Raw genomic sequence first — 25,454 nt, forward strand, 5'->3', positions numbered from 1 at the left:
CCTTTTTTGTTTTTAGTATTGTTTTGTCATTTCGACTAAAGAGAGAAATGACAAACTACATGAAAACAGCTTATCTATCCTCCAATCGCGATCATACTGCGATTGTCAAAATGTTTTGTCGGATCATCCATTTCAGAAACGCTTACCATTCCCGCTCTAACCTTCTTTTTATTTTGAATCGATTCAGAAATCAAACCGGTTATAGATTCTCCATTTCTAAAAGCAGTCAATAAATCAGTTTCCGAATTAGAGAAAAGACAGTTTTTGATTTTTCCATCGGCCGTTAAGCGGATGCGGTTGCAGCTGTCGCAAAACGGATTTGTAATCGAACTGATGATTCCGAAATTACCTTGAAAATCTTTTATTTTATACGTTCTTGCGGTGAAGTTTTTCTCGTCTTCTAGTTTTTGGATTTCTTCTAATGAAAAACTGTTTTCAACTAATTCCAAAATTTCTTTCTGCGAAACCATTTTACTTCTATCCCACTCGTTACCTGCAAATGGCATAAATTCAATAAAACGAACAGAAATCGGAAGAAACTGAGTTAGTTTTACAAAATCTACAATTTCGTTATCATTGAAACCTTTCATCAAAACCACATTTACTTTCACTTCAAATTCATTATTTAAAAGCAAATGCAAATTATCAATTACCTTCTCAAACTGATTTCTAAGCGTTATAGAATGAAATTTAGTTGAAACCAAAGTATCTAAACTCAGATTGATTTTTTTTACATTAAACTGCTTTAAAACATCAATGTGACGGTCAATTAAAATTCCGTTTGTAGTAATTGAAAGTGAAATATTTAAATCGGATAATTTAGAAACGATTTCTGGAAAATCTTTTCTAAGCAAAGGTTCTCCTCCAGTTAATCGTATTTTGCCAACACCATTTTCTACGAAAGTCTGAGCAATTGCAAAAATCTCTTCAGCCGTCATTAAACTCGCTTTTGGAGACAATGCGATTCCATCCGCTGGCATGCAATACGTACAACGCAGGTTGCATTTTTCCAGCAGCGAAATGCGCAAATAATTATGCTTGCGCCCAAAACCATCCGTCAAAATAGTGTTAGAGGCTGTCATGATTTTTTCCTTTTAAAATATGAAAAACGTGCAAAACGTGAGGAAAAACAGCATCCATCGATTCTCTTACTCCGTTTGTTGAGCCAGGTAAAGCCAAAACCAAAGTTTTACCCAAAGTTCCTGCAACACTTCTAGACAACATCGCGTACGGCATTCTATCTTGCCCATAACTGCGAATAGCTTCTTCAATTCCTGGAATTCGGCTTTCTAATAATGGAGCCAAAGCTTCTGGTGTAACATCTCTTGGAGATAACCCTGTTCCGCCTGTAAAAATCACCAGCTGATTTTCTTTAGCGAAAGCTTTAGTTTTTTCCTGAATAATTTCTAATTCGTCTGGAATGATTTCATAATGAGAAGTTTCAACTCCGTATGAATCTAATTTTTCAACAATTGTTTTTCCAGATCTGTCTTCTTTATCACCAGCAAAAATCGAATCGGAACAAACGAAAACTGCTGCTTTTATTGCATTTGGGAATTTATTTTTGAAAGAAGATTTCCCTCCTTCTTTATTGATTAATTTGATGGTTGAAATCTCGATTTCTTTATCAATCGGTTTCAGCATATCGTACATCGTCAACGCTACGATTGATGCGCCGTGCATTGCCTCAACCTCAACTCCTGTTTTGTAAACGGTTTTTACTTTGAAAATAATATGAATATCTAAACCTTCAATATTATATTCTACAGAAGTAAATTCAATTGGAAGCGGATGACAATCTGGAATAGATAAATGCGTGTTTTTTACCGCAAATAATCCGGCCGTTTTTGCCATCTCGAAAACGTTTCCTTTTGGCACTAAATTATTGACAACAGCATCAATTGTTTCTTGTTTGCTAACTTTCACAATTGCGGTTGCGGTTCCGACTCTTAAAGTGCTTATTTTATGCGTAATATCTACCATTATAATTTCTTAGGTATTTTGTTTCCAAGTGAATGTATCGTTCTCAAACATTTCTTTGCCAAAAATCGGCACATCAGTTTTTATCCAGTTTACGATGGCTTCTGTTGCTTCATAAACTTGTTTGCGACGCGTAGCCGAAACAAAAACGAACAAACAGATCTCGCCCGCTTTTACAACTCCCAAACTGTGATAAATATGCATACAAGTTAAATCGAATTTAGCGAAGGCTTTTTCACGAATTGCATGCAAAGCTTCATTCGCCATATCTGTATATGCCGAATAATCAATCGCTACGACTGTATTGTCATGAATGACATCAGCGCGAACTTGCCCTAGAAAAATATTATGCGCTCCAATTGTGTGTTTCGATTGGTGCTTGGCGATCGATTCTGCTATAAATTCAGGAGAAATCGGCCCTTCTACAAATACATTTTTACTCATTTTTTTATTTTTTTTGCCACGAATTCACGAATTAAAAAGATTTCTATTCGCTTGCTTTGTCACCCTGAGCGGAGTCGAAGAGCGTTCCAATTGGAATCGGGCTTCGACTGCGCTCAGCCTGACAAATGCAAATTAAAAAATCCTATTAATCTGTGTAATCTGTGGCTATATCTTTTCTTCTTTTAATAATTGTTTCATTTCTAAAGCTCCACCAACAATGCTTTTTACATTTTGAAATTGATTTTTCTGAAGCAATTCTACTGCAATTTTACTTCTAATTCCAGATTGGCAGAAAACGTAAACTGATTGTTTTTTATTCAAATTTTCAAGTTCGTTTTCTAAATTTAAAAGCGGAATCTGAATGCTGTTTTTAAATTTGATTTTTGGCAATTCATCTTCATTTCGAACATCTAAAAAAACAACCTCATCGTTTTCTATTTCATCCAAAAGAAGCTCAAATTTCACTTCTTCTATTTGGTTTTCAGCTGAATTGTATTTTCTTTCGAAATCTTCTTTCGTAATTTCTAAAGTTGAAGTTTTTTCGAAATCATACTTTTGCTGTTCATTCTTCAAAATATTATAAACCAATATTTTTCCGCTTAAAACTTCTCCAATTCCAAGAATCATTTTTATGACTTCATTTGCTTGAAGCATTCCGATAATTCCAACACAAACTCCAATTACACCGGCATCTTCGCAATTTGCTCCGTTCGAATTTTTATCTGGATACAAACATCTGTAAGTTGGTCCGTTTTGATAATTGAAAACCGAAACTTGTCCTTGGAATCTAAAAATAGATCCGTAAACCATTGGCTTATTCACTGCAAGACAAGCGTCATTAATCAAATATTTTATTGAAATATTGTCTGTTGCATCAACAATGATATCGTATTTTTCAAATAAAGAAAGCGCATTTTTTCCAGATAATTTCTCTGCAAAAACATTCACTTTAATTTGAGGATTCAGTTCAGAAATCATCGATTTTGCTTCTGCTGCTTTTCCCTTTCCAACCGCCGAAGTTTTATAAATTACTTGTCTGTGAAGATTTGAAACTTCGATAAGATCATCATCTACAATCCCTATTTCACCAACTCCTGCAGCAGCCAAATAAGGCAGAATTGAAGCTGCCAAACCTCCTGCACCAATTACCAAAACTTTAGATTTCAGCAATTTGTGCTGACCGACATCTCCTATTTCAGGAAGTATGATTTGTCTGTTATATCGTGAAGTTTCGCTCATGAATTTATTTTTAACCTCCAGCAAATGGTGGCAATAAAGCTACAATATCACTGGTTTGCAAAGTATAATCTGTAGCTTTTGAAACTATTTTTTGATTTACTGCAACGCTAAAAGATAGTGATTCAAACTCATATTTTTCATTTAAATCTTGCAACAGTTTTTGCAGAGATAATTCTTCTGAAAAAGATAGTTTTTCAAATTCACATTTTGTTTTTTCAGCGACAGCTCCAAAATATTTAACCTCAATCATTTTTATAAATTTAAATTTTGAAAAATGAATTCATCATCAAAATGCTCTTGAAAATATTCCGTCAGTTTTGATGTATTTTTCACCACTTCGCCAATCACAATAATGGCTGGTGATGAAATATTCTTTTCGGATACCAATTTAGTAATTGTACCGATAGTTCCTATTACTTTTTGTTCTGAATTTTTTGTTCCATTTTGAATAATTGCAATTGGGAGATCATCTGTTCTATTCTCCTGATAAATAGTAATTATTTCATCCAATTTATGCATTCCCATTAAAATAACTACTGTCGCCGCCGATTTTGCAGCCAAATGAACATCTTTAGACAATTTATGATCTGAAGTCGTTCCCGTAATTACCCAAAAACTTTCTGCAATTTTACGTTGTGTCAAACTGATTCCTGCCGTAGCCGGAACGCCCAATGCTGAAGAAATTCCTGGAACAACAGCCGTTTCTAAACCAAATTTTACCGCATAATCAATCTCTTCGCTTCCTCTTCCAAAGACGAAAGAATCGCCTCCTTTTAAACGAACCACATGACCGTAACGGTTGGCCATCGAAACAATCAATTCGTTAATCTGGTCTTGCGTGTAAGCGTGGCAGCCCAAACGTTTTCCAACAAAAACAATTTCTGCGTTTGATGCATATTCTAGTAATTCTTCGTTTACCAGAGCATCATACAAAGCTACATCAGCGCTTTCTAAAGCTTTAATTGCTTTTAGCGTAATCAATTCAACGTCACCTGGACCTGCGCCTACAATAGTCAATTTTGGTGTTTTCAAATTTCGCATAGTCTTTTTAAGTTAAATTGATATTCAAATCGTTTAATTCGTCGGCCGAATTAATATTGGTTAAATGAAAGTTTTCACTTTCTTCTATATTGATAATCTGATGGGGTAATTTCACCAGCAAATCCATCATTTTTAATTCATTCGAATCAATTGCTTCTTTAATGGTCGGAACAATATTTTTTGAATAAATTCCGATTAAAGGATGTGTTTTACTTTCTGATGCAAAAACTGTAATTCCCGCTTCTTTGGTATGTTTTGAAATTAATTCTTGCAATAATTCGGTTGAAATTAACGGAATATCACAGCTTAAAATCAGATTGAATTCGGTTTCTGAATGTGATAATGCCGTGTAAATTCCACCCAACGGACCTTTATCTACAATTAAATCGGGTATTTTTTCATACTCTAAATAATCATATTCTTTTGATGCCGTAATCAATTTAATTTGATCCGTAATTGGCAAAATTGCCTGAATAATGTGCTCAATAAAGGGTTTATCCTGAAACAAAACCAATCCTTTTTCTGACTGCATTCTTGAGCTTTTTCCTCCGCAAAGAATAAATACTGATATTTCCATGGTTTGTTTTTGTTTCAGGTTTAACGTTTCAAGTTTTTCTCATCTTGCGTCTCAATGGTTGAAACCATTGGCTATGTTCTTCTCTTTTTTTTAATATAGTCCAAGGTTTCAACCGTGGGTACACAACGCTGATCTAATTATTTCTAAGGAAAAATCAATTTAACGCTTGCCAATAAAATGACAGTTCCTAAAACCATTTTTAATGTTCTGTTCGAAAAAGAACCGCTTCCGTAAAATCCACCTAACATTCCTCCTACAACTGCAATTGGAACTAAGTAAAAACTTTCCATCGGAATTGTTTTTCCTCCTAAAAAGAATCCTAACATTCCCGCGAAAGAATTCACAAAAATGAATAAACTCGAAATTGCTGCCGATTCTTTTACTGAAGCCCATCCTAAAAACAATAGAATTGGACTTAAAATAATTCCGCCGCCAATTCCTAACATTCCAGATAATAATCCGATGGCAAAACCAATAGCCAATGCAAACGGAAGATTGATTTTTACTTCTTCTTTTTCTTTAAAACTAAATATTCCAAACAACCTCAACGCCGCAAAAACGAGTACAATTCCTAAAACTATTTTATAAACCGCATTATCTAAAGTTATAAAACCGCCAATAAACGCCGCTGGAATTGAAGCAATTGCAAACGGATAAAAGAGCTTTGGCTTGAAATAATTATTTTTATAATAAAACAAAAATGAAATACTCGAAACAAATAAATTCAGCAATAAAGCTGACGGTTTCATAATAGAAACTGGGAACGCAAAAATGCTCATCAATGCCAAATATCCCGAAGCTCCGCCGTGCCCAACACTTGAATATAAAAATGCAATTACAATTAAAGCAAAACTGAATAATAGTATATTTTCGGAAGTTAGGAGGTTCATTTTTTTTATTTTTTTTGTTTCAGGTTTAAAGTTTCAAGTTTATTCCTGTGTGTTTTTATTTATATAGCGCTTTATCTTTTTTATCATAAAATCTTTCCTCTTGCATCTTTCTTCTTTCCCTATATTCTATTCTCTAAAAACTCTAATCAATAGGCAGAATCGTTACCGAAGCACCCTTTTTTATGTTTTCGACATCATGCGGAACGATCACTAGTCCATTCGCTACAGCGAAAGTATTCAGCATTGCAGAACTCTGTCCGTCTAGAATCTCGACGCTCGTTTCGTTGTATAACGCTTTCAGGAAAAGTGTTTTACCTGTCGTATTGGTAATCTGATTATCTAATTTACGGACAATTTTTGGCAGATGCGTATTAGAAAATCCCATTTTGTTTTTGACTGCAGGATATACATAGATATAAAAATTAGTCAATGACGAAGCTGGATTTCCTGGAAGCGCAAATACCAAAGTATCTTTTTTAGCACCAAAAAACATCGGTTTTCCTGGTTTTTGATTGATCTTATAAAAAAGTTCTTCTACTCCATTTTTCAATAATGCTTCTTTTACAAAATCATAATCTCCAACAGAAATTCCTCCAGAAATTAATACAATATCATTCTTTTTAAGAATTGACTGCAATGCTTTTTTAGTCGCTTTTAAATTGTCTTTAACTTTATGAACTTTAATTTTATTGATTCCAATTGTCTGAAGCGCAGCTTGAAGCATTATTGAATTGCTTTCGTAAATTTTCCCTTTCGGAAGTTTTTTGCCTGGTTTTACCAATTCATTTCCTGTCACTAAAATAGCCACTTTCGGCTTTTTGTAAACCGTTATTTCTGTAATTCCCAAACAGGCTAAAAAACCAATTGCCGCAGGAGTAATCAATGTATTCGCTTCAAAAACAACATCTTCAGCATTAATCTGTTCTCCTTTACTTCTTACATTGGCAAAAGCTTCTGGCTTTTGGGCAATCAAAATAGAATTTTCGTTAGCCATTACATGCTCCTGCATGACCACAGTATCCGCACTTTTCGGAACGTAAGCGCCTGTAAAAATACGCACAGCTTCATTTTCTTTAAGCTTTATATTGATATGATCTCCAGCTTGTGAAATTCCGACCACATCAAATTGATGTCTTATCGAATGAGTAAAAGCGTATCCATCCATTGCAGACTGTCTAAAAGGCGGCATTGAAATAGGCGAATAAACTGTTTCTGCCAAAATATATCCCAATGCTTTATCTACCGAAATTTTCTGGGTTGACAAAACGGAACTATTTGCAGCAACAATCTCTAAAGCTTCTTTTACTTCTATCATTTGTTTTTCGATTATAAAACTAAGTAAAAATACTTATTACAAATATAAGTATTTATCATTAGGTAGATTAAAAAAATTCTATTTTCTTTTATGGTCTATAAAATTACTCTAATTTATTTAAAATCAACTTTAAAATTTCCATATAGATTTTATAAAAATAGTTAAACAAACTTTCTTTTTTTAGCTTTTTTATGGCCTGTAAACCTTTAAAAAGTTTTTTCAACGTTATTCTTAAGCTCAAATAAAGTGTAAAATACTACAATTATAGCTGGCAAATGAAATTTATCTTAACATTTACCTGATACTTAAACCCCTTATTAAGTCCTTTAAAATAAGGCTTCAACATAAAATACAATTCTCTACAGCTCTTGTAGAAGTATATTTTTTCAAAAAAAACACAACAAACTTTTGGTTTTTATTATATAAAATTTAACTTTGTCTATAGGATTAGTAGAGTTTTAAATAGTATTTCAAACCTTAAAAACTATTATTGTGAAAACAACAGAAAGCATATCGCGTTACAATCTTCGTAAAAACTACACTTATAGCACTATTTGTTATATGTGTATCTGTTGTAAATAATCTACTTATTTTGTTTGCCTTTAGATTTCATATCGAAGCAAACCTTTTAAATCACCACCAAAAACATTTACTGAATTTAACCCAAAGTCTCTTCCGATGCATTTTTTGTGTTGGGTCAGATTCTTGAAACTATATCTATTATTCAATAAATTAAATAACTAACAATTAAAAAAACTAAAATGAAAACAATGCAAAGCTGTTGCTGTAAATAAAAAAAGCCATTTCTGCGGCAACAGAAATGGCGAGGCTTAAAGAACATTTATCACTAAATCAAGAACACATTTAGAGTGCTGTAAAAACAGTGCTCAGGGCGTCTTGTTAATTACTTAAAACCAGTACAAAGAAATGAAAAAAAAATTAAACCTATATATACTCTTGCAGTTGCTCTTTATAACGGCAGGAATACACGCCCAAAATACCACGCCTCTTATTCAATCCAAACTTGACGGAACTGTTGTAGATGCCATTACAAATCAGCCCGTTATAGGCGCTTCGGTTACCATCAAAGGAACAACTCACGGTGTTGTGACAGATGCTGAGGGAAAATTCTACTTTCAAACGGGACAAAAATTTCCGTACACATTAATTGTAAGTTACATCGGATATAAAAAATTAGAAGTTATTGTTGAGAAAAATCCAGTTATTATTAATCTAAAAGAAGAACGCCAAGAATTAGACGAATTGGTAGTTGTGGGTTACGGAACTCAGAAGAGAAAAGATATTACAGGCTCTGTAGCTTCGGTTCCAAAGGCTAATTTATCTCAGGTAACTTCTTCGGCAGATAATTTATTGAGAGGAGCTGTTGCAGGAGTTGTAGTTACACAAAGTTCTGGCCGTCCGGGCGCTTCTTCAAGTGTTCGCATTCGCGGAGGAAACTCCATCACTGCTGGTAACGAACCGCTTTATGTAGTTGACGGAATTTTAATTTACAACGATAACAGCAATAGCGGCGCTGGAGTAGCTTATTCAGGCGCAAGTGTAAACGTTCTTTCGACCATTAATCCTGCTGATATCGAATCTATCGAAGTTCTGAAAGATGCCTCAGCAACAGCGATTTACGGTTCACGTGGTGCGAATGGTGTTGTAATTATTACGACAAAAAAAGGAACGAAAGGACAAGATAATATTTCGTACCAAGGTTATTTCGGATTTCAAAACATTTCAAAGAAACTGAGATTAATGAATGCTAGCGAATGGGCAAGTTTAAGAAATGATGTTCAAGCAAGTATTGGTCAAGCTCCTTCTTTTTCTCCTGAGCAGATTGAAGCTTTAAAAACTTCTGGAAATTACGATTGGCAGTCGGCTGCTTTTGTAACTGCTGCTCCCGTTCAGAACCATAATTTATCTTTTTCTGGAGGAGATGAAAAATCAAGATATGCCGTTTCTGCAGGATATTTTGACCAAGACGGAATTGTTTTAGGATCAGATTTCAAACGTATTTCGCTTCGTGCCAATTATGAACGAAACTATTCTCAGAAATTTAAATTTGGGGTAAATACCAATTATACTAACTCCATTTCAAATGGTGTTGGAACAAATGGAGGCGCAGGAGCTGGAAGAAATCCGAATCCATTAGTTAGTGTGTTATTGACTGCTCCGGTTGTTCCTATCAAAAATGCAGATGGAAGTTATAATGTAACCAATAATCCTTACGCAACTTCTGTAAATGGTTTTGTTCCTAATCCGATAAACGATTTGGATAATACCATCAACGAAACCAAATTAAACAGAATTCTAACCAGTTTATTTGGCGAATATAAATTCAATAAAGAATTGACTGCAAAAGTAGCTGTAAGCGGTGATGTTTTGAATACGAAACAGAATTACTACGCTTCTTCAAATACGACTACAGGTGCGGGAACAAAAGGATTAGCTTCAATCGGAGAAAGAACAGTTAGTTCTGTTTTGAATGAAAACACACTTAATTATAACACAACTTTTGGCGAAAATCATAAATTCTCTGCTTTAGGAGGTTACACGCTTCAATACACAAAAGGCGAAGTGGTAAATGCAGGAGCTCAAACTTTTGTAAATGATGCCAACACTTACAACGCTATTCAAGATGGTGTACCAGTAAAACCGTATAGCGACGCTTACGAAAGTGTTCTGAAATCTTGGCTCGCGAGGGTAAATTATTCTTATAAAGGAAAATACAATTTCACATTATCAGGTCGTGCAGACGGTTCTTCTCGATTTGGTTCTGAATCGCTTTGGGGCTACTTCCCTTCTGCTGGATTTTCTTGGAATATTACTGATGAAGAATTCGCAAATAACATTAAAGGTGTAACTGAAGCCAAACTGAGAATTACAGCGGGAACAACAGGAAATCAAGAAATTGGAAACTACCTTCCGCTAGCTTCAATGGGTTCTGTAAATTATTCTTTTGGCGGAACTTTATACACAGGTCTTGCTCCTACTAGATTGGCAAATCCGGATTTGAAATGGGAAAAAACAAATCAGTACAATGTTGGATTGGATTTATCCTTATTAGATCGAAAAATCAATTTTGTTTTTGATGTGTATTACAAAAAGACAAAAGATTTATTAATCAACGTTCCTGTTCCGTTAAGTTCGGGTTATGCGACAGTTCTTCAAAACATTGGAGGAGTTGAAAATAAAGGTTTTGAAGTTGGTTTGACAACAGAAAATATTAAAACAAAAAACTTCGCTTGGAATTCGAATATCGTATTTTCTTTAAACAGAAATAAAGTTACTGAGATTGGAAATGACGTAAACGAATTTTTCCCTGTAGTGCCAAATGGTTCTTTACTTCAACAGCAACCCGTTATTGTAAAAACAGGTTTGCCTTTGGGAACTTTCTGGGGATATAAAACCAACGGAATTTTCCAGACTCAGGAGGAAATTAATACACAGCCAAAAATCAACAGTTTGGCCAACACAAAAGTTGGAGACAGAAAATATGTTGACACAAACGGAGATGGCGTTATTTCGGCTCTTGACAAAGGAAATCTAGGCACTTCTCAGCCAAAATTTGTTGGAAGTTTCAGCAACACTGTTTCATACAATGATTTTGACTTGAATTTCTCTTTTCAAGGAGCATACGGCGGAAAAATCTTCAATGCTTTAAATCAGCAATTAGAAATTTCTACGCTTGGAACAAATGCTGCGGCGACCTTAAATGATCGTTGGACACCAACAAATCCGAGTAATGAGATTCCGAGAGCTTCTAGTTCGCCGCTTGGAATTGTTTCTGAACGCTACGTAGAAGATGCTTCTTTCCTAAGATTGAAATTAATCACTTTAGGATATACTTTACCTAAAAGCGTTTCTAAAAAATTGGGAACGAAAAGCGTAAAAGTTTACGTCTCTGCAGAAAACTTAATTACATGGACGAAATACACTGGTTATGATCCAGAGGTAAGTTCATACGAACAAAACAACTTATATCCGGGAATTGACTTTGGTTCTTATCCAAACTCTAAAACATTCATCTCGGGCTTGAACGTAACTTTCTAAGTAAAAAAATATCAAAATGAAAAAGATCATTATAACATTACTTTTAAGCGTCGGTTTTTTGACATCGTGCGCTGATCTAGAGATAACGCCAACCTCTTTTGTAACCGAAGACAATTATTTTGTCACTCAAGATGATGCCACTGCAAGTGTAACTGCTGTTTATGCCTCTTTAAACCTTGATCCAGGCGAGCAAAGTTTATTCGGAAGAAACCTTTATTTCTTAACCGATATGGCTTCCGATTACGCGGCAGCGGGGGTTTCTGCGACGAACCCGCAAGTTCGAGCTTTGAGCAGCTTAACGCATGATGCAACTTCAGATCGTGTTCAAGTGGCTTGGAGACAAATTTATGCGGGAATCAATAGAGCCAATGTTTCTATTGATAATATTCCGAAAGTATCAGGCTCTGACGTAATCAAAACAAGACTAATTAATGAAGCTAAATTCATCAGAGGTTTGCTTTATTTTCAAGCAGTTCGTCTTTGGGGAGGAGTTCCGATTGTTCTGCATGAATCAAAATCAATCAATTTAGGAGATTTAAAAACCAATCGTGCTACGGTTGATGAAGTTTACAATCAAATTATTAAAGATTTAACTGATGCAGAAGCTTTACCAAAAACCTATACCGCAGCAGATGCAGGACGCGCGACTTCTGGTGCTGCAAAAGCAATTTTAGCAAAAGTATATCTGACTAGAAAAGATTGGCCAAATGCTATTTCAAAATCAAGAGAAGTCATTGATGGCGGTTACGGATATGCTTTGTTTGAAGATTTTCAAGACATTTTCACTAAAACTAAAAAGAACGGCAAAGAACATATTTTCTCTGTTCAGTTTGAGCCAAATCAAGCAGGAAACGGTTCTAGCGGAAGCACTTTTCAGGCAACTTCTTTTACCGGATTTACTGCAACAGAACCTGCAGACATCATTTCAGACGTTGCTTTGTTTTATGATATTTATGCCGCTGGAGACAAAAGAAGAGATGTAAGTTATGCCAAACAATTGCTTAATCCAGCAACTGGAACGCTTTATACATTTCCGAAACCCATCTTCAAAAAATATTTGGATGTAAGCAATTTGGCAACGCCTTCAAATGTAGCGATCAACTTTCCTGTTATTCGCTACGCAGATATCCTTTTGTCTTTAGCGGAAGCGATAAATGAACAAGGCGGGCCAACAGCCGAATCTTACGAATTAATCAATCAAGTACGAAGAAGAGCTTTCGGAAAAGCCATTACAACTCCAGATCCTACAGTTGATTTATCTGGATTAGACCAAACTTCTTTTAGAGCCGCTATTCAGGAAGAACGTAAAAAAGAATTTGTTCAAGAAGGACAAAGGTGGTTTGACTTGGTGCGTTGGGGAACATTGGTTACAGAAATCAAAAAAGTGACGGCTAAAAACTCAGTTTCAGAAAGAAATAATCTTTATCCGATTCCGCAAAGCGAAAGAAATATTAATCCTGACGGTTTACCACAGAATCCTGGATATTAATCAAGAACCTTTTAACTAAAAAAACTATAAACTATGAAAAATTTTAAAAATAGCATTGCTGTCAAGAGTCCGAAAAAAGGACTTTTGGTTACTGCTATCCTAATTGCACAATTGGGATTAGCACAAGAGAAAACAGAATTTAAAGGAACAATCGGTAAAACTTTGGCTGATTCTAAAGAATATTGGCCAGATCCTGTAAAAGCTCCAAAAGACGCTCCGAATGTGGTTTGGATTCTGTTAGACGATGTTGGATTTGGAGCGGCAACTGCTTTTGGCGGACTAATTAATACGCCGACTTTTGATAATCTAGCGAATAACGGACTTCGTTACACGAACTTTCACACTACAGCAATTTGTGCTCCTACCCGCGCCGCTTTGTTGACTGGAAGAAACTCAGGAAGAGTTCACGTTAGCGGATTTTCTCATACCATTCTTTCAGCAGGCTTCCCAGGTTGGGACGGTAGAATTCCTTCTGATAAAGGAACCATTGCGGAAATCCTTCGCGAAAACGGTTACAATACGTTTGCTGTTGGAAAATACGGCGTTACGCCAGACGAAGATGCAACAGATGCAGGTCCGTTTGACAGATGGCCGACAGGAAAAGGATTCGATCATTTCTATGGATTCTTAGGTTCTCAAACCGATCAATACAATCCTGATTTGGTGGAAGATCAAGTTCATATTAAACCTGACGGACGTCACTTAAATGAACTAATTACTGATAAAGCAATCAGCTATATTCAAAAACAGCAAAAAGCTGCGCCAGGAAAACCATTTTTCTTATACTATGCGCCAGGAGCAGTTCACGCACCTCATCAAGTGGCTGAAAAATGGGTTGAACCTTACAAAGGAAAATTTGACGAAGGTTGGGATGTTTACCGCGAAAAAGTTTTAGCTAACCAAAAGAAATTAGGTGTAATTCCTCAAAATGCTGTATTGCCAGAACGTAACGCTTTAATTACAGAATGGAAAAAATTAACTCCAGACCAAAAGAAAGTGTACGCAAGATTCATGGAAGTTTACGCTGGATTCTTAACGTATACAGATTATGAAATTGGAAGAGTTGTCGATTATTTGAAACAAAGCGGAAAGCTTGATAATACTTTGATTTTTGTTGCTATTGGAGATAACGGAGCAAGTAAAGAAGGAACTTTACAAGGAACAATCAGTCAAAGTTTGTTTTCTCAAGGAAAAACGGATGAAGAAAACTTTCAAAGCAATTTAAATAATATTGGAGAAATTGGAACAGCTAAAGGTTTGAATACGAATTATCCTTTAGGATGGGCTCAAGCGACAAATGCTCCTTTCAAAAACTGGAAACAAGATGCGCAATCTGAAGGTGGAACTCGTAATCCGCTGATCGTATTTTATCCAAACGGAATTAAAGATAAAGGCGGCATCAGAAATCAATACAGCCACGTAACCGATCTTTTGCCTACAACTTTGGATATCGCTGGAATTAAAGCTCCGGAATACATCAAAAATATCAAACAAGATATTATTCAAGGTTCTACTTTTAAAGCTTCTTTGGATAATCCTAAAGCAGAATCACTGCATAAAGTTCAATATTACTACATCTTCGGAAATAGAGCGATTTATAAAGACGGATGGAAAGCTTCTGCAGCACACTTACCAGATTCTTTCGCAGTAAAAAAATCTATTGGAAACAACGAAAAACCTGCTCCAAGCAATTTTGATACTGATGTCTGGGAATTATACAATCTAAACGAAGACTTTAACGAACGTAATAATCTGGCGAAAAAATATCCTGAAAAACTAGCTGAACTTCAAAAATTATTTGACGAACAAGCAAAAGAAAATAATGTCTATCCGTTGATCGATTGGCAAGATGTTTACAACAGAAGAATTCACAACACAGGAGCTGAAAAAGGAAAAACAGTTTCTGATTTAATTAAACAGGTTACAAAACCTGGAGGAACAAATAATTAAAACACACAACCTACAAGGTTTTTCAAACCTTGTAGGTTTCTACTAAAAAACAAATACCTACAAGGTTTGAAAACCTTGCAGGAAAAAATAAAACGAACGATTATGAAACGAGTAGATTATGAAATTATAGGAAAAAAGATTGTCGTTGGGATAATCTTATTTTTAGTTCCGCTGGCGATTTTAGCTGGAGGATTATCAATAATAAATCAATTTTTAAAATAAGAAATCATGGCAATAGTACAAAAAGAAAAATTAACAAGAGACTTGACTATTAGTTTCTTCATTTATTCGCTGCCTGTGTTGGCGATATATCTTTATTTTAAATTGGGCGGAAGCGCCGTGAGCGAATCACATATCACTCTACCTTCATTTTTAGAATTTGCGCAACCTATTTTCGCAAACATTAGAACTTGGGGACTAACAGTATTTATGATTGTTTTAGGAATTATAGAATTTGCGGCAGGTTTGTACGATGACGATTGGACAGGCGAAGAACGCAAAATTGATATTGTTTCTTTCTTAGCTCCAAAATTAATTTTACCGCCAGTAATTGCCTTTTTCAGTTTAACTGCTTTGCCTTATTTAATTCCAAATCTGGCCAACTCATTATCTTGGGTTCCGTTTTGGGGAGGCTTTTTCTTGATTGCAATTGCTGATGACTTAACGCAATATTGGTACCACAGATTGCATCATCAAGTGCCGTTTTTATGGCGTTTTCATAGAACGCACCATTCAGCTCCGTATATGGGAATGGCAATGCTTTCGAGACAAAACTTTATCTACACAGTTTTCTTTTCTCAAATTTATTTGACAGCAACTTTAACTTATTTAGGTTTGGGATTACCAGCTTTGTTTGTTTTGGTAATTAAAAGTTTCATCACTTTAGGTGCACATTCAAGCATTGCTTGGGACAAACCATTTTATAAATACAAAGTATTGCATCCAATTGCTTGGGTTTTAGAAAGACTAATTTCTACTCCTGCGACTCATCACGCACACCACGCAGATACAAGCGGAGATGGTGTCGGCTACTTTAAAGGAAACTTCGGAAATATGTTTTTCATCTGGGACGTAATCTTCGGAACAGGTTTAATCACTCGAAAATTCCCAGAATCTTACGGAACAAAATCATACAAACAGGAAGAATGGTACGCTCAATTTTTATGGCCAATATTCAAATCCAAAAAAGAAGGAAGTCCTCTTGCTGAAGGCGTATTAGCATTTTCGACAAAGCCAAAAGTTGTTATCGAAGAAACTCCTGCTCCAGTATTAGAACAGGTTTAATAATTCTTTTAGAAAATTATATATCAAAAGTGCCTTTTTGATTTATATTATATAGCATAATTACTTTTTTTGATATTTTAAGTAATTATACAAAAGCGGTTGTTGCTACAGCAATCGCTTTTAAAAAAAATGGTCTACAAAAAAAGCAGCAATTAAATTTGCTGCTTTTTTATTTTGTTCCCCAAGTATTATTTTATTTTCTAAAATCATTCAAAGATTTCTCGATAATCTCCAAACATTCTTGAATTTGTTCTTCCGTCATTACCAAAGGCGGCGCCAATCTGATTTTGTTTCCGTGCGTTGGTTTTGCTAATAATCCGTTGTCTCTAAATTTCAAGCAGATTTCCCAAGCTAGATCAGATTCTTCATCTGTATTGATTACAATTGCGTTCAATAGACCTTTTCCGCGTACCAGCGTAATCAAATCATTTTTAGCAGCAATGTCGTTTAATCCTTTTCTTAAAATGATTCCAAGACGCTCCGCATTTTCAGCCAGTTTTTCGTCTTTAATAACATCAAGAGCTGCAATCGCAACAGCCGCCGCAACTGGATTTCCTCCAAAAGTAGATCCGTGCTGTCCTGGTTTAATTACGTTCATGATTTCATCATTACATAAAACAGCAGAAACTGGATACACTCCGCCAGAAATTGCTTTTCCTAAAATTAAAACATCTGGCTGTACATTTTCGTGATGAACGGCTAATAATTTCCCTGTTCTTGCAATTCCTGTTTGAACTTCATCAGCAATAAATAATACATTATGCTTTTCGCAAAGAGCTTTCGCTTTCGCTAAATAACCTTCAGAAGGAACATAAACTCCAGCTTCTCCTTGAATTGGCTCAACTAAAAATCCAGCGATATTTTTTGATGAATTTAAAGCGTTTTCAAGCGCTTCAAGATTGTCGTATTCAATTTTAATGAAACCATCTGTAAATGGTCCGAAGTTTTTACGTGCCGTTTCATCATTTGAAAATGAAATAATTGTAGTCGTTCTTCCGTGAAAATTATTCTCGCAAACAATAATCTGCGCTTGATTTTCTGGAATTCCTTTTACTTCGTAGGCCCATTTTCTAGAAATTTTCAAAGCAGTTTCTACCGCTTCGGCTCCAGTATTCATTGGAAGAACTTTATCAAAACCAAAATATTTGGTTACATATTCTTCGTAATCTCCTAATTTATCATTGTAAAAAGCACGAGAAGTCAAAGTCAGTTTTTGCGCTTGCTCTACCATTGCATTCACAATTTTCGGATGGCAATGACCTTGATTTACTGCAGAATAAGCAGATAAAAAATCGTAATATTTCTTTCCGTCCACATCCCAAACATATACGCCTTCTCCGCGTTCTAAAACTACAGGAAGCGGGTGGTAATTATGAGCTCCATATTTGTTTTCTTTTTCAATCAAAACTTCAGATTTTGACGAAAGTGTTTTTTCTGTACTTATCATAATATGCTTTTATTTCTACAAAAATATCAAAATTAAATTAAAAAAGGGATTTAAAATTAAATTTTGACTTATAAATAACAAAAAATAAGTCAAAAAATATATTTTTCAATCATAAAAAAATAAATTTTATTGAAGAGAGACATTATTTATGAATGTTTATTAAAAAAAATAATTACTTTTATAAATCACAAAAACGCAAATTTTAAAAGATTTTTTACTGCATGGAATTATTAGATGAATTTGATATTAGCATTATTAAGGAATTAGAAAAAGACGGAAGAATGGCTTTTTCTGCAATCGCAGCTAATTTAAAAATATCAAATACGATGGTGCATCAGCGTATTAACAGAATGATTGAACAAGGTGTAATTGGAGGCATCAAACCTATTATTCAAGAAAAGAAAATAGGTTATGATTGGGCTTCTTTTACTGGAATTACACTAAATAAAGATTCTGATTCTGATCGTATTATTGAAGCGCTGAAAGAAATACCAGAAATCACAGAATGTTATTATGTAACAGGTTCATTTACACTTTACATTAAAATCATTGCCAAAAATCACGAACACATGCGACGCATTCTTTACGAAAAAATCGATGGTATTCCAGGCATTGCCAAAACCGATTCTATCGTAGAACTGGGGTGCGCTTTTAAACGAAACATATCCTTATAAAAGAGAAAAAACATTCTTTCACAATATTCGTTACAAACCTCACAAGAATTTAGTTGTGAGGTTTTTTTGTAACATAATATTTCTGATATTTGTTAAAAATTGATAAAATCATGAAAAACTCTATAATCATTTTATTCAGTGCAATCTTAATCTCTAATCTTATGAATGCGCAGTTAAAACCCGTAAAATATACCGAAGGAAGCCAACAGCTAAATGGGTTATTTATTAAATCTGCTAAAAAAAGCAGTAATAATCCTGGAATCTTGCTTTTGCCCGCTTGGCTGGGAATTGACAATGCTTCTAAAGGAATTGCAGAAGAATTATCAAAACTAGGTTACAACGTTTTTATCGCTGATATCTATGGCGAAGGAAACTATCCTAAAAATACTGGTGAAGCTGGAAAACAAGCTGGTTTTTATAAAACTAACTTCGAAGCGTATCAAAAACGTATTGATGCTGCTTTGAAAGAATTGGTAAAATCGGGAGCAAATGCAGATAATATTGTAGCGATTGGCTATTGTTTTGGCGGAACTGGAGTTCTAGAAGCTGCCCGCGGACATTTGAATGTAAAAGGAATCGCTTCTTTTCATGGCGGTTTAGGAAAAGATGCCAACAGAAAAACAGAAGCTATCAATACAAAAGTTTTAATCTGTCACGGTGCTGACGATCCGTTTGTTTCTAAAGACGAAATTGCTTCCTTCCAACAAGAAATGCGCGACTCAAAAGCCGATTGGCAAATGATTTATTACGCAAATTCTGTTCACTCCTTTACAAATCCAGAAGCTGGAAATGACAATTCTAAAGGCGCAGCTTATAATGCCGTTGCAGCAAAAAGATCTTTTGAGCATTTACAGCTTTTTTTAAATGAAGTCTTAAAAAAATAATATCATATTAACACCCACCAAAAATAAAATCATAACATAAACCAATGTCACATAGTAAAATTAGAGAAGATAAAACATGCTTAAATTGCAGGCACGTTGTGGATCAGAAATTCTGCCCCAACTGCGGACAAGAAAATAGCGACAGCAGAAAAACTTTTCACCATCTCTTTATTCACTTTTTTGAAGACTTAACGCATTACGAAAATGCTTTTTGGAAAACCATAAAAAACCTTCTTTTTAAGCCTTCAACACTTACTAAAGAATATCTTTCAGGAAAAAGATTGTCTTATCTGGCTCCTGTTCGTCTTTATATCTTCATTAGTTTTGTCACCTTTCTTTTAATTGCGCTATTTCCAAGTAATTTAACAGAGGATCTAGCGAAAAGCGACAAGGAAATAACGTCTAATTTTGAAATAGCAGTCACTCAAGAAAAGAAAAACTGGAATGAGAAATCCTATTTAAAATCTAAAGTAGTAGACAAGTCCTATTTTCAATTGAAAACAATGAAAGAAATTGATTCCATTCAGAAATATGGAAAGCAAAGTGAAAAGTTAAATAGCACGTCGTACTGGTTTTATGAAAAAGCCGTCCATGTAACTGAAAAATATACTAAAAAGGAAATAATTATAAAATTCATAGAATCTTTCTTTCACAATCTTCCAAAAATCCTATTCATTATTATGCCATTTTTCGCTTTTTTCTTGTGGCTTTTTCACAACAAAAAGAAATGGTATTATTTTGATCACGGAATTTTTACGCTCCATTATTTCTCCTTTCTCTTATTGATTTTCCTCCTTATGTTTATCATAGACAGGATTATTGGCTCATTTGGCGAAAATAGTCCGTTGTCTTTAATTTCGGGAATTACAAATTCTGTCGGAACCATCTGGATGTGTTACTATTTTTATCCTGCACATCATCGTTTTTATGGCGAGTCTAGAATTGTGTCATTTGTTAAAAGCGCTATACTCTTTGTAATAAACTCACTTTTTATTCTATTTTTACTGACCCTTTACGTTCTTTACACATTTATTAATTTACACTAACTATTTAGAATGAAAAAATTACTCATTTTATTTTTAATTGTTACTGCGTATTCTTGTAAAACTACGCAGTCAACCGCATCGAAAGACAATTCGGATCCTTCAAAATATATTAAGGCGATCAGCGAAAAAGATCTTAAAACAATGCTTTATACTGTTGCTTCTGATGAAATGGAAGGTCGCGAAACTGGTTCTAAAGGACAGAAAAAAGCGGGTCTTTATATGATTGAGCAATACAAAAAAAATGGAATATCTTTTCCAAAAGGAGCGTCAGATTACTATCAGCCTGTTCCTGCTGCATTTATGAACGCAAAACGTAATCAAAATTTACCTGATTCAGAAAATATCTGGGCTTACATTGAAGGTTCTGAAAAACCAGAGGAAGTTTTGGTAATTTCTGCTCACTACGATCACGTTGGAATTAAAGATGGCGAAGTTTACAATGGAGCTGATGATGATGGTTCTGGAACTGTAGCGGTTATGGAAATGGCTAAAGCTTTCGCGAAAGCAAAAAAACAAGGACACGGACCAAAACGTTCTATTTTGTTCTTGCACGTAACTGGTGAAGAACACGGTTTACACGGATCGCGTTATTATTCTGAAAATCCTTTGTTTCCAGTCGCAAACACAATTGCAGACATCAATATCGATATGATCGGACGTCGCGATGTGGAGCATGCAAACACAAACAATTATGTATATGTAATTGGTGCTGACAGATTATCATCTGATTTACACAATGCTGTTGTAGCTCAAAATGAGAAATTCATCAAAATGGACTTAGATTTTAAATTTAATGATCCAAAAGATCCAAACCATTTCTATGAGCGTTCTGACCACTATAACTTCGCAAAACATGGTATTCCAGCTGTTTTCTTCTTCAACGGAGTTCACGAAGATTACCACGGAAAAGGCGACGAGCCTCAAAAAATCGAATATGATGCTTTAACAAAAAGAACTCAACTTGCTTTTGTTGTAGCTTGGGAATTGGCAAATAGAGAGAATAGACCTGTAGTTGATAAGAAATAGTTAAAGGTTCAGAGGTACAAAGTGATAAAGGCTTCTAATCTTTTCTTTAGCAATAAAAAAGGATGAGTTAAAATGAACTGCCCCAAAAAAGTTAGATACTATTTGGGGGCATTTTTATGGAAAGAAAAGTCAAATACAGTTATGAATTTAAGCTTCTTTGTGTCAATGAAGTTTTAAAAAAGAATTATTCAATTAATTCAGTTGCAAAAGAGAAAAATTTAAGAATATCAAATCTCTGCAAATGGATTAGTTTTTACAAAAAGGTTGGTAAAGAAGGGCTTTTACCTAGAAAGAATCAACACTATTCTGTTGATTTCAAACAAAATGTATTGCAGGGAATTATAGATAAGTCACTATCTTTGGAAGAAGCTTGTGTTGAGTTTAATATTCCCAGTAGTTCCGTTATCATTCAATGGCAGAAGAATTATCAAAAACTAGGAGTTTTAGGCTTACAGAATAAACCTAAAGGAAGACCTAAGCCTATGACTTTCAAAAGAGCCAAAAAGAAATCCGCTAAACCTCTCACTAGAGAAGAAGAACTTTTACTTGAGATAGAATCATTAAGATGTGAAAATGCTCTTTTAAAAAAGTTCAATGCCTTAGTTCAAGCCGACGAAATCAAGAATTTAAAGCGCAAGCCATAATAGAATTAAGGCATGATTATGACCTGGGCATCATGCTGGGCCATATGAATATGGCACGAAGCAGTTATTATTACTATGAAAAAAAATATCATATAATTGATAAATATAGAGATATAAAATTACTCATTCAGCAGATTTACCATCAGCATAAAGGCAGGTTTGGCTACAGGCGCATTACTTTAGAAATAAAAAATAAAGGCGTTTTAATTAATCATAAAACTGTACTCAGATTAATGAAGCTTTTAGGCTTAAAAAGCTTAATAAGAGTTAAAAAATATAAATCATATAAAGGAGAGCATGGGAAAATAGCTCCAAATATATTAAAGCGTAATTTTAAGGCAGAAAAGCCTAATCAAAAATGGGCTACAGATGTCACAGAATTTAATGTATCCGGAAAAAAGTTATATCTCTCTCCAATAATTGATTTATTTAATGGAGAAATTATCAGTTATGATTTATCTGAAAGGCCAGTTTTTAATCAAATTGCATCCATGCTTGAAAAATCTTTTGAAAGAATACCCGATAAGACTAATTTAATATTGCATTCAGATCAGGGATGGCAGTACCAAATGAAACAATATCAGCACTTATTAAAACAAAAGGGAATTAAGCAAAGTATGTCTAGAAGAGGTAATTGTCTTGACAACGCAATAATTGAAAACTTCTTCGGAATATTGAAATCAGAACTTTTTTACCTTAAAAAATTCAATTCCGTTACTCAATTAAAACAGGAAATAATCGAATATATAGAATATTACAATAATGACAGAATAAAACTTAATCTAAAAGGAATGAGCCCGATACAATATCGAGCTCATTATTATCAAATTTAATTATAAATTCGTCTAAACTTTTGGGTGCAGTCTAAAACTCATCCTTTTTTATTGCATTTATATTTTTAAACTCAAAGACAAAACCTTTGTCACTTTGTACCTCTGAGCCTTTGTTCCTTTAAATTAATCATTCATAGAAATCAAAAACTCTTCGTTATTCTTCGTTTTCTTGAAACGATCATTTACGAAGTCCATAGATTCTACTGGGTTCATATCTGATAGATATTTACGCATGATCCACATTCTTTGTAATGTTTTCTCATCCAATAATAAATCGTCACGACGTGTACTAGATGAAGTAAGGTCGATTGCAGGGAAAATACGTTTATTAGCTATCTTACGATCTAATTGTAACTCCATGTTACCCGTTCCTTTAAATTCTTCGAAGATAACTTCGTCCATTTTAGAACCAGTTTCTGTCAATGCAGTTGCGATGATACTTAAAGAACCTCCGTTTTCTACATTTCTAGCCGCTCCAAAGAAACGTTTTGGTTTTTGTAATGCATTCGCATCAACACCTCCACTTAATACTTTTCCTGATGCAGGCTGAACCGTATTGTAAGCTCTAGCTAAACGCGTAATCGAATCTAATAAAATCACAACATCGTGACCGCATTCTACCAAACGTTTTGCTTTTTCCAATACAATGTTTGCAATTTTTACGTGTTCTTGTGGCTCTCTGTCGAAAGTTGAAGCGATAACCTCACCACGAACACTTCTTTGCATATCTGTAACCTCCTCAGGACGCTCATCAATAAGAAGAACAATCAAATAAACTTCAGGATGGTTGGCAGCAATTGCGTTTGCAATATCTTTAAGAAGCATTGTTTTACCTGTTTTAGGCTGAGCAACGATCATACCACGCTGACCTTTACCTATTGGTGAAAACAAATCTATAATTCTTGTTGAAATAGAACTGCCTTTTTCGGCTAGTTTGAATTTTTCTGAAGGAAAAACTGGGGTCAAGTGTTCAAAAGAAACTCTATCGCGAACAACTTGCGGATCGTGACCATTAATTTTTAATACACGAACCAATGGGAAAAACTTCTCACCTTCTTTTGGCGGACGAACCACTCCTTTTACGGTGTCTCCAGTTTTTAAACCAAATAATCTGATTTGTGAAGTTGATAAATAAATATCATCTGGAGAAGCTAAATAATTATAATCTGATGAACGTAAAAATCCGTAACCGTCTGGCATCATTTCTAAAACACCTTCACTTTCAATAATTCCGTCAAATTCAAAATCTGAATCTCTGAAGTTATTATTGTTCTTTTTATTCTTGTGATTAGGGTTTTGGTTGTTGTGATTTCCGTTTCCATTGCCATTCCCGCTCTGATTTTGATTTTGATTCGGGTTTTGGTTCTGGTTCTGATTTTTATTCTGATTCGGATTGATCTTTTTTGCAGGAGCAGTTTGTGGAGTTTTTTCAGCTGTTTCGGCTGTTGGCTCAGAAATAATTGGTTCTGATGGAGCCGATTCTGCAACTTCCTCAGTAGTAACTGCTTCTTTTTCTTTTTTCAGGGCTACTTTTTTCTCATAGGCCTGTTTATTGAATTTTCCACCTTTAGGCTCCTTTTTTTCGGCTGCTGCTTTATTTTCCTGTACTGCTTCAGTTGCCGTTTCTGCAATTGGCTGAACTGTTTCTGCAGTCTCGTTTTTTTGAACAGTTTCCTCTACTTTATCAAATTCTAAAACGGGAGCATTTTTTGTATTAGCTGCTTTTGGTTTTACTGGTGCAATTCTAGCGCGTTTTGGCTTTTCATCTTTAGCATCAGAAACTACTTCTGCTTGAGGTGCTTGAGCCGGAGCATTAGCGCTCTCTTGGTGTGCTAAAATCTGACTAATTAAAGTCTCTTTCTTGACACCGGTAATCTTTATTGTTTTAGCTAACTTAGCTATTTCTTGAAGCTCAGCAAGCTTCATTTCTTTTAATGCAGAAATATCAAACATGAATGTTCTATGAATTTAATTATTTTAAAGGAAATACTGTAAAAAGAATAGGTAGATAATTAATTTGAATTGACCGCAGTATGAAGTGCTTACGGTATTATGATGCAATAATACGAATAAAATTTTATCATACAATAGTATTTTAAAAAAAGAAAATATATTTTTGTAAAACAATTTTTGACCATGATACAAAGAATTCAGACTGTATATTTATTTCTAGCTTTTGCTGCAACTGGCATTTTAATGCTTTTTGTTCCGCTTTGGACAACTAGTGCAGGAAAGCCATTCTTTTTTATGCAGGACCAACTTTATGCCGTTTTATTAGGCTTAACAACTATGCTTAGTATAATCAGTATAATTTCATTTAAAAAGAGACAAAATCAGTTTGTATTAAACAGACTTAATATAATATTAAATTTAATTTTATTAGGATTATTTGTATATCGATCACTAAATTTATCTGGAGAGGCTGAGGTCTCTGAGAAAGGTATTGGGATGTTCATGCCGATTGTTGCTATCGTGTTATTAGTTTTAGCTAATAAGGCCATCAAAAAGGATGAAGATCTTGTAAAATCTGTTGATCGTTTGAGGTAAACCTATAAACTTAGTTTATTTGTGCGAAGAAAAACCCGGATTCTTATTCGGGTTTTTTTTATGCCTAAAACGAAACTATTGTAAG

The 25,454-nt window shown here is 34.5% G+C and carries 21 protein-coding genes; 10 read left to right on the forward strand and 11 right to left on the reverse strand.

Annotated elements, in window-relative coordinates:
• Positions 1–74: 74 nt before the first annotated feature.
• The 9 genes from moaA to QLQ96_RS21450 form a co-directional block, all read right to left on the reverse strand.
• Complete coding sequence (gene moaA / locus QLQ96_RS21410) at positions 75–1,082, reverse strand: GTP 3',8-cyclase MoaA (protein WP_482493151.1); 1,008 nt, start codon at positions 1,080–1,082, stop codon at positions 75–77.
• Positions 1,069–1,983, reverse strand: coding sequence for a bifunctional molybdenum cofactor biosynthesis protein MoaC/MoaB (gene moaCB / locus QLQ96_RS21415; RefSeq protein WP_482493152.1), 915 nt, complete (start codon positions 1,981–1,983; stop codon positions 1,069–1,071). Before moaCB ends, moaA begins: the two co-directional genes overlap by 14 nt.
• A gap of 9 nt (positions 1,984–1,992) precedes the next feature.
• The gene (locus tag QLQ96_RS21420; RefSeq protein ID WP_180909287.1) at positions 1,993–2,424 is read right to left on the reverse strand and encodes a molybdenum cofactor biosynthesis protein MoaE; all 432 of its coding nucleotides are present in this window, start codon (positions 2,422–2,424) and stop codon (positions 1,993–1,995) included.
• A 165-nt stretch (positions 2,425–2,589) separates the two neighbouring features.
• Positions 2,590–3,663, reverse strand: coding sequence for a molybdopterin-synthase adenylyltransferase MoeB (gene moeB / locus QLQ96_RS21425; RefSeq protein ID WP_482493153.1), 1,074 nt, complete (start codon positions 3,661–3,663; stop codon positions 2,590–2,592).
• 10 nt (positions 3,664–3,673) lie between these two features.
• On the reverse strand, positions 3,674–3,913 hold the full coding sequence (locus QLQ96_RS21430; protein WP_482493154.1) for a MoaD/ThiS family protein: 240 nt from the start codon (positions 3,911–3,913) through the stop codon (positions 3,674–3,676).
• A 2-nt stretch (positions 3,914–3,915) separates the two neighbouring features.
• Positions 3,916–4,704 (reverse strand): uroporphyrinogen-III C-methyltransferase, encoded by a 789-nt coding sequence (gene cobA, locus QLQ96_RS21435; RefSeq protein ID WP_482493155.1) that lies wholly within the window; start codon positions 4,702–4,704, stop codon positions 3,916–3,918.
• A gap of 7 nt (positions 4,705–4,711) precedes the next feature.
• Positions 4,712–5,281 carry a molybdenum cofactor guanylyltransferase gene (locus QLQ96_RS21440; protein WP_482493156.1) on the reverse strand — a complete coding sequence of 190 codons (570 nt, stop codon included), beginning with the start codon at positions 5,279–5,281 and terminating at the stop codon, positions 4,712–4,714.
• A gap of 143 nt (positions 5,282–5,424) precedes the next feature.
• A complete protein-coding gene (locus QLQ96_RS21445; protein WP_482493157.1) occupies positions 5,425–6,171 on the reverse strand; it encodes a sulfite exporter TauE/SafE family protein in 747 nt (248 codons plus the stop codon).
• Between the two features lie 142 nt (positions 6,172–6,313).
• A complete protein-coding gene (locus QLQ96_RS21450; protein WP_482493158.1) occupies positions 6,314–7,486 on the reverse strand; it encodes a molybdopterin molybdotransferase MoeA in 1,173 nt (390 codons plus the stop codon).
• A gap of 927 nt (positions 7,487–8,413) precedes the next feature.
• Here QLQ96_RS21450 and QLQ96_RS21455 point away from each other — a divergent pair.
• The 4 genes from QLQ96_RS21455 to QLQ96_RS21470 all read left to right on the forward strand — a co-directional run bounded on the left by QLQ96_RS21455 (position 8,414) and on the right by QLQ96_RS21470 (position 16,268).
• Positions 8,414–11,545 (forward strand): SusC/RagA family TonB-linked outer membrane protein, encoded by a 3,132-nt coding sequence (locus tag QLQ96_RS21455; protein WP_482493159.1) that lies wholly within the window; start codon positions 8,414–8,416, stop codon positions 11,543–11,545.
• Positions 11,546–11,561: 16 nt separating this feature from the next.
• Positions 11,562–13,034 carry a RagB/SusD family nutrient uptake outer membrane protein gene (locus QLQ96_RS21460; protein WP_482493160.1) on the forward strand — a complete coding sequence of 491 codons (1,473 nt, stop codon included), beginning with the start codon at positions 11,562–11,564 and terminating at the stop codon, positions 13,032–13,034.
• Between the two features lie 33 nt (positions 13,035–13,067).
• Entirely contained in the window at positions 13,068–14,984 is a 1,917-nt protein-coding gene (locus tag QLQ96_RS21465; protein ID WP_482493161.1) for an arylsulfatase, read from the forward strand.
• A gap of 228 nt (positions 14,985–15,212) precedes the next feature.
• Positions 15,213–16,268: a sterol desaturase family protein gene (locus tag QLQ96_RS21470; RefSeq protein WP_482493162.1), complete on the forward strand. Its 1,056-nt coding sequence runs from the start codon at positions 15,213–15,215 to the stop codon at positions 16,266–16,268.
• Between the two features lie 193 nt (positions 16,269–16,461).
• Here QLQ96_RS21470 and rocD read toward each other — a convergent pair whose 3' ends face one another.
• Positions 16,462–17,715, reverse strand: coding sequence for an ornithine--oxo-acid transaminase (gene rocD, locus QLQ96_RS21475; protein ID WP_482493163.1), 1,254 nt, complete (start codon positions 17,713–17,715; stop codon positions 16,462–16,464).
• Between the two features lie 221 nt (positions 17,716–17,936).
• On the opposite strand from rocD, the gene QLQ96_RS21480 reads away from it, so the two are divergent.
• The 5 genes from QLQ96_RS21480 to QLQ96_RS21500 all read left to right on the forward strand — a co-directional run bounded on the left by QLQ96_RS21480 (position 17,937) and on the right by QLQ96_RS21500 (position 22,822).
• The gene (locus tag QLQ96_RS21480; RefSeq protein ID WP_057116602.1) at positions 17,937–18,389 is read left to right on the forward strand and encodes an Lrp/AsnC family transcriptional regulator; all 453 of its coding nucleotides are present in this window, start codon (positions 17,937–17,939) and stop codon (positions 18,387–18,389) included.
• Between the two features lie 110 nt (positions 18,390–18,499).
• Positions 18,500–19,273 carry a dienelactone hydrolase family protein gene (locus QLQ96_RS21485; protein ID WP_482493164.1) on the forward strand — a complete coding sequence of 258 codons (774 nt, stop codon included), beginning with the start codon at positions 18,500–18,502 and terminating at the stop codon, positions 19,271–19,273.
• Positions 19,274–19,317: 44 nt separating this feature from the next.
• Positions 19,318–20,319, forward strand: a complete 1,002-nt coding sequence (locus tag QLQ96_RS21490) for a DUF3667 domain-containing protein (protein WP_482493165.1) — start codon at positions 19,318–19,320, stop codon at positions 20,317–20,319.
• 9 nt (positions 20,320–20,328) lie between these two features.
• A complete protein-coding gene (locus tag QLQ96_RS21495; protein ID WP_482493166.1) occupies positions 20,329–21,345 on the forward strand; it encodes a M28 family peptidase in 1,017 nt (338 codons plus the stop codon).
• Between the two features lie 116 nt (positions 21,346–21,461).
• Positions 21,462–22,822, forward strand: a protein-coding gene (locus QLQ96_RS21500) for an IS3 family transposase (protein ID WP_482493167.1) whose coding sequence is annotated in 2 segments (ribosomal slippage) — positions 21,462–21,924 and positions 21,924–22,822 — 1,362 coding nt in all. Because the reading frame shifts where the segments join, the coding sequence is not laid out codon by codon here.
• Positions 22,823–22,945: 123 nt separating this feature from the next.
• On the opposite strand, the gene rho is transcribed toward QLQ96_RS21500, so the two are convergent.
• The gene (rho, locus tag QLQ96_RS21505) at positions 22,946–24,775 is read right to left on the reverse strand and encodes a transcription termination factor Rho (protein ID WP_482493168.1); all 1,830 of its coding nucleotides are present in this window, start codon (positions 24,773–24,775) and stop codon (positions 22,946–22,948) included.
• Between the two features lie 183 nt (positions 24,776–24,958).
• On the opposite strand from rho, the gene QLQ96_RS21510 reads away from it, so the two are divergent.
• A complete protein-coding gene (locus tag QLQ96_RS21510) occupies positions 24,959–25,369 on the forward strand; it encodes a DUF4293 domain-containing protein (protein WP_482493169.1) in 411 nt (136 codons plus the stop codon).
• Positions 25,370–25,454: the final 85 nt, after the last annotated feature.

Source organism: Flavobacterium sp. B167r, assembly GCF_056824315.1.

Bases quoted from the DNA above. Each gene is read 5' to 3' on its own strand.
- moaA (WP_482493151.1), bottom strand. From the start codon at position 1,082: ATGACAGCCTCTAACACTATTTTGACGGATGGTTTTGGGCGCAAGCAT.
- moaCB (WP_482493152.1), bottom strand. From the start codon at position 1,983: ATGGTAGATATTACGCATAAAATAAGCACTTTAAGAGTCGGAACCGCA.
- QLQ96_RS21420 (WP_180909287.1), bottom strand. From the start codon at position 2,424: ATGAGTAAAAATGTATTTGTAGAAGGGCCGATTTCTCCTGAATTTATA.
- moeB (WP_482493153.1), bottom strand. From the start codon at position 3,663: ATGAGCGAAACTTCACGATATAACAGACAAATCATACTTCCTGAAATA.
- QLQ96_RS21430 (WP_482493154.1), bottom strand. From the start codon at position 3,913: ATGATTGAGGTTAAATATTTTGGAGCTGTCGCTGAAAAAACAAAATGT.
- cobA (WP_482493155.1), bottom strand. From the start codon at position 4,704: ATGCGAAATTTGAAAACACCAAAATTGACTATTGTAGGCGCAGGTCCA.
- QLQ96_RS21440 (WP_482493156.1), bottom strand. From the start codon at position 5,281: ATGGAAATATCAGTATTTATTCTTTGCGGAGGAAAAAGCTCAAGAATG.
- QLQ96_RS21445 (WP_482493157.1), bottom strand. From the start codon at position 6,171: ATGAACCTCCTAACTTCCGAAAATATACTATTATTCAGTTTTGCTTTA.
- QLQ96_RS21450 (WP_482493158.1), bottom strand. From the start codon at position 7,486: ATGATAGAAGTAAAAGAAGCTTTAGAGATTGTTGCTGCAAATAGTTCC.
- QLQ96_RS21455 (WP_482493159.1), top strand. From the start codon at position 8,414: ATGAAAAAAAAATTAAACCTATATATACTCTTGCAGTTGCTCTTTATA.
- QLQ96_RS21460 (WP_482493160.1), top strand. From the start codon at position 11,562: ATGAAAAAGATCATTATAACATTACTTTTAAGCGTCGGTTTTTTGACA.
- QLQ96_RS21465 (WP_482493161.1), top strand. From the start codon at position 13,068: ATGAAAAATTTTAAAAATAGCATTGCTGTCAAGAGTCCGAAAAAAGGA.
- QLQ96_RS21470 (WP_482493162.1), top strand. From the start codon at position 15,213: ATGGCAATAGTACAAAAAGAAAAATTAACAAGAGACTTGACTATTAGT.
- rocD (WP_482493163.1), bottom strand. From the start codon at position 17,715: ATGATAAGTACAGAAAAAACACTTTCGTCAAAATCTGAAGTTTTGATT.
- QLQ96_RS21480 (WP_057116602.1), top strand. From the start codon at position 17,937: ATGGAATTATTAGATGAATTTGATATTAGCATTATTAAGGAATTAGAA.
- QLQ96_RS21485 (WP_482493164.1), top strand. From the start codon at position 18,500: ATGAAAAACTCTATAATCATTTTATTCAGTGCAATCTTAATCTCTAAT.
- QLQ96_RS21490 (WP_482493165.1), top strand. From the start codon at position 19,318: ATGTCACATAGTAAAATTAGAGAAGATAAAACATGCTTAAATTGCAGG.
- QLQ96_RS21495 (WP_482493166.1), top strand. From the start codon at position 20,329: ATGAAAAAATTACTCATTTTATTTTTAATTGTTACTGCGTATTCTTGT.
- rho (WP_482493168.1), bottom strand. From the start codon at position 24,775: ATGTTTGATATTTCTGCATTAAAAGAAATGAAGCTTGCTGAGCTTCAA.
- QLQ96_RS21510 (WP_482493169.1), top strand. From the start codon at position 24,959: ATGATACAAAGAATTCAGACTGTATATTTATTTCTAGCTTTTGCTGCA.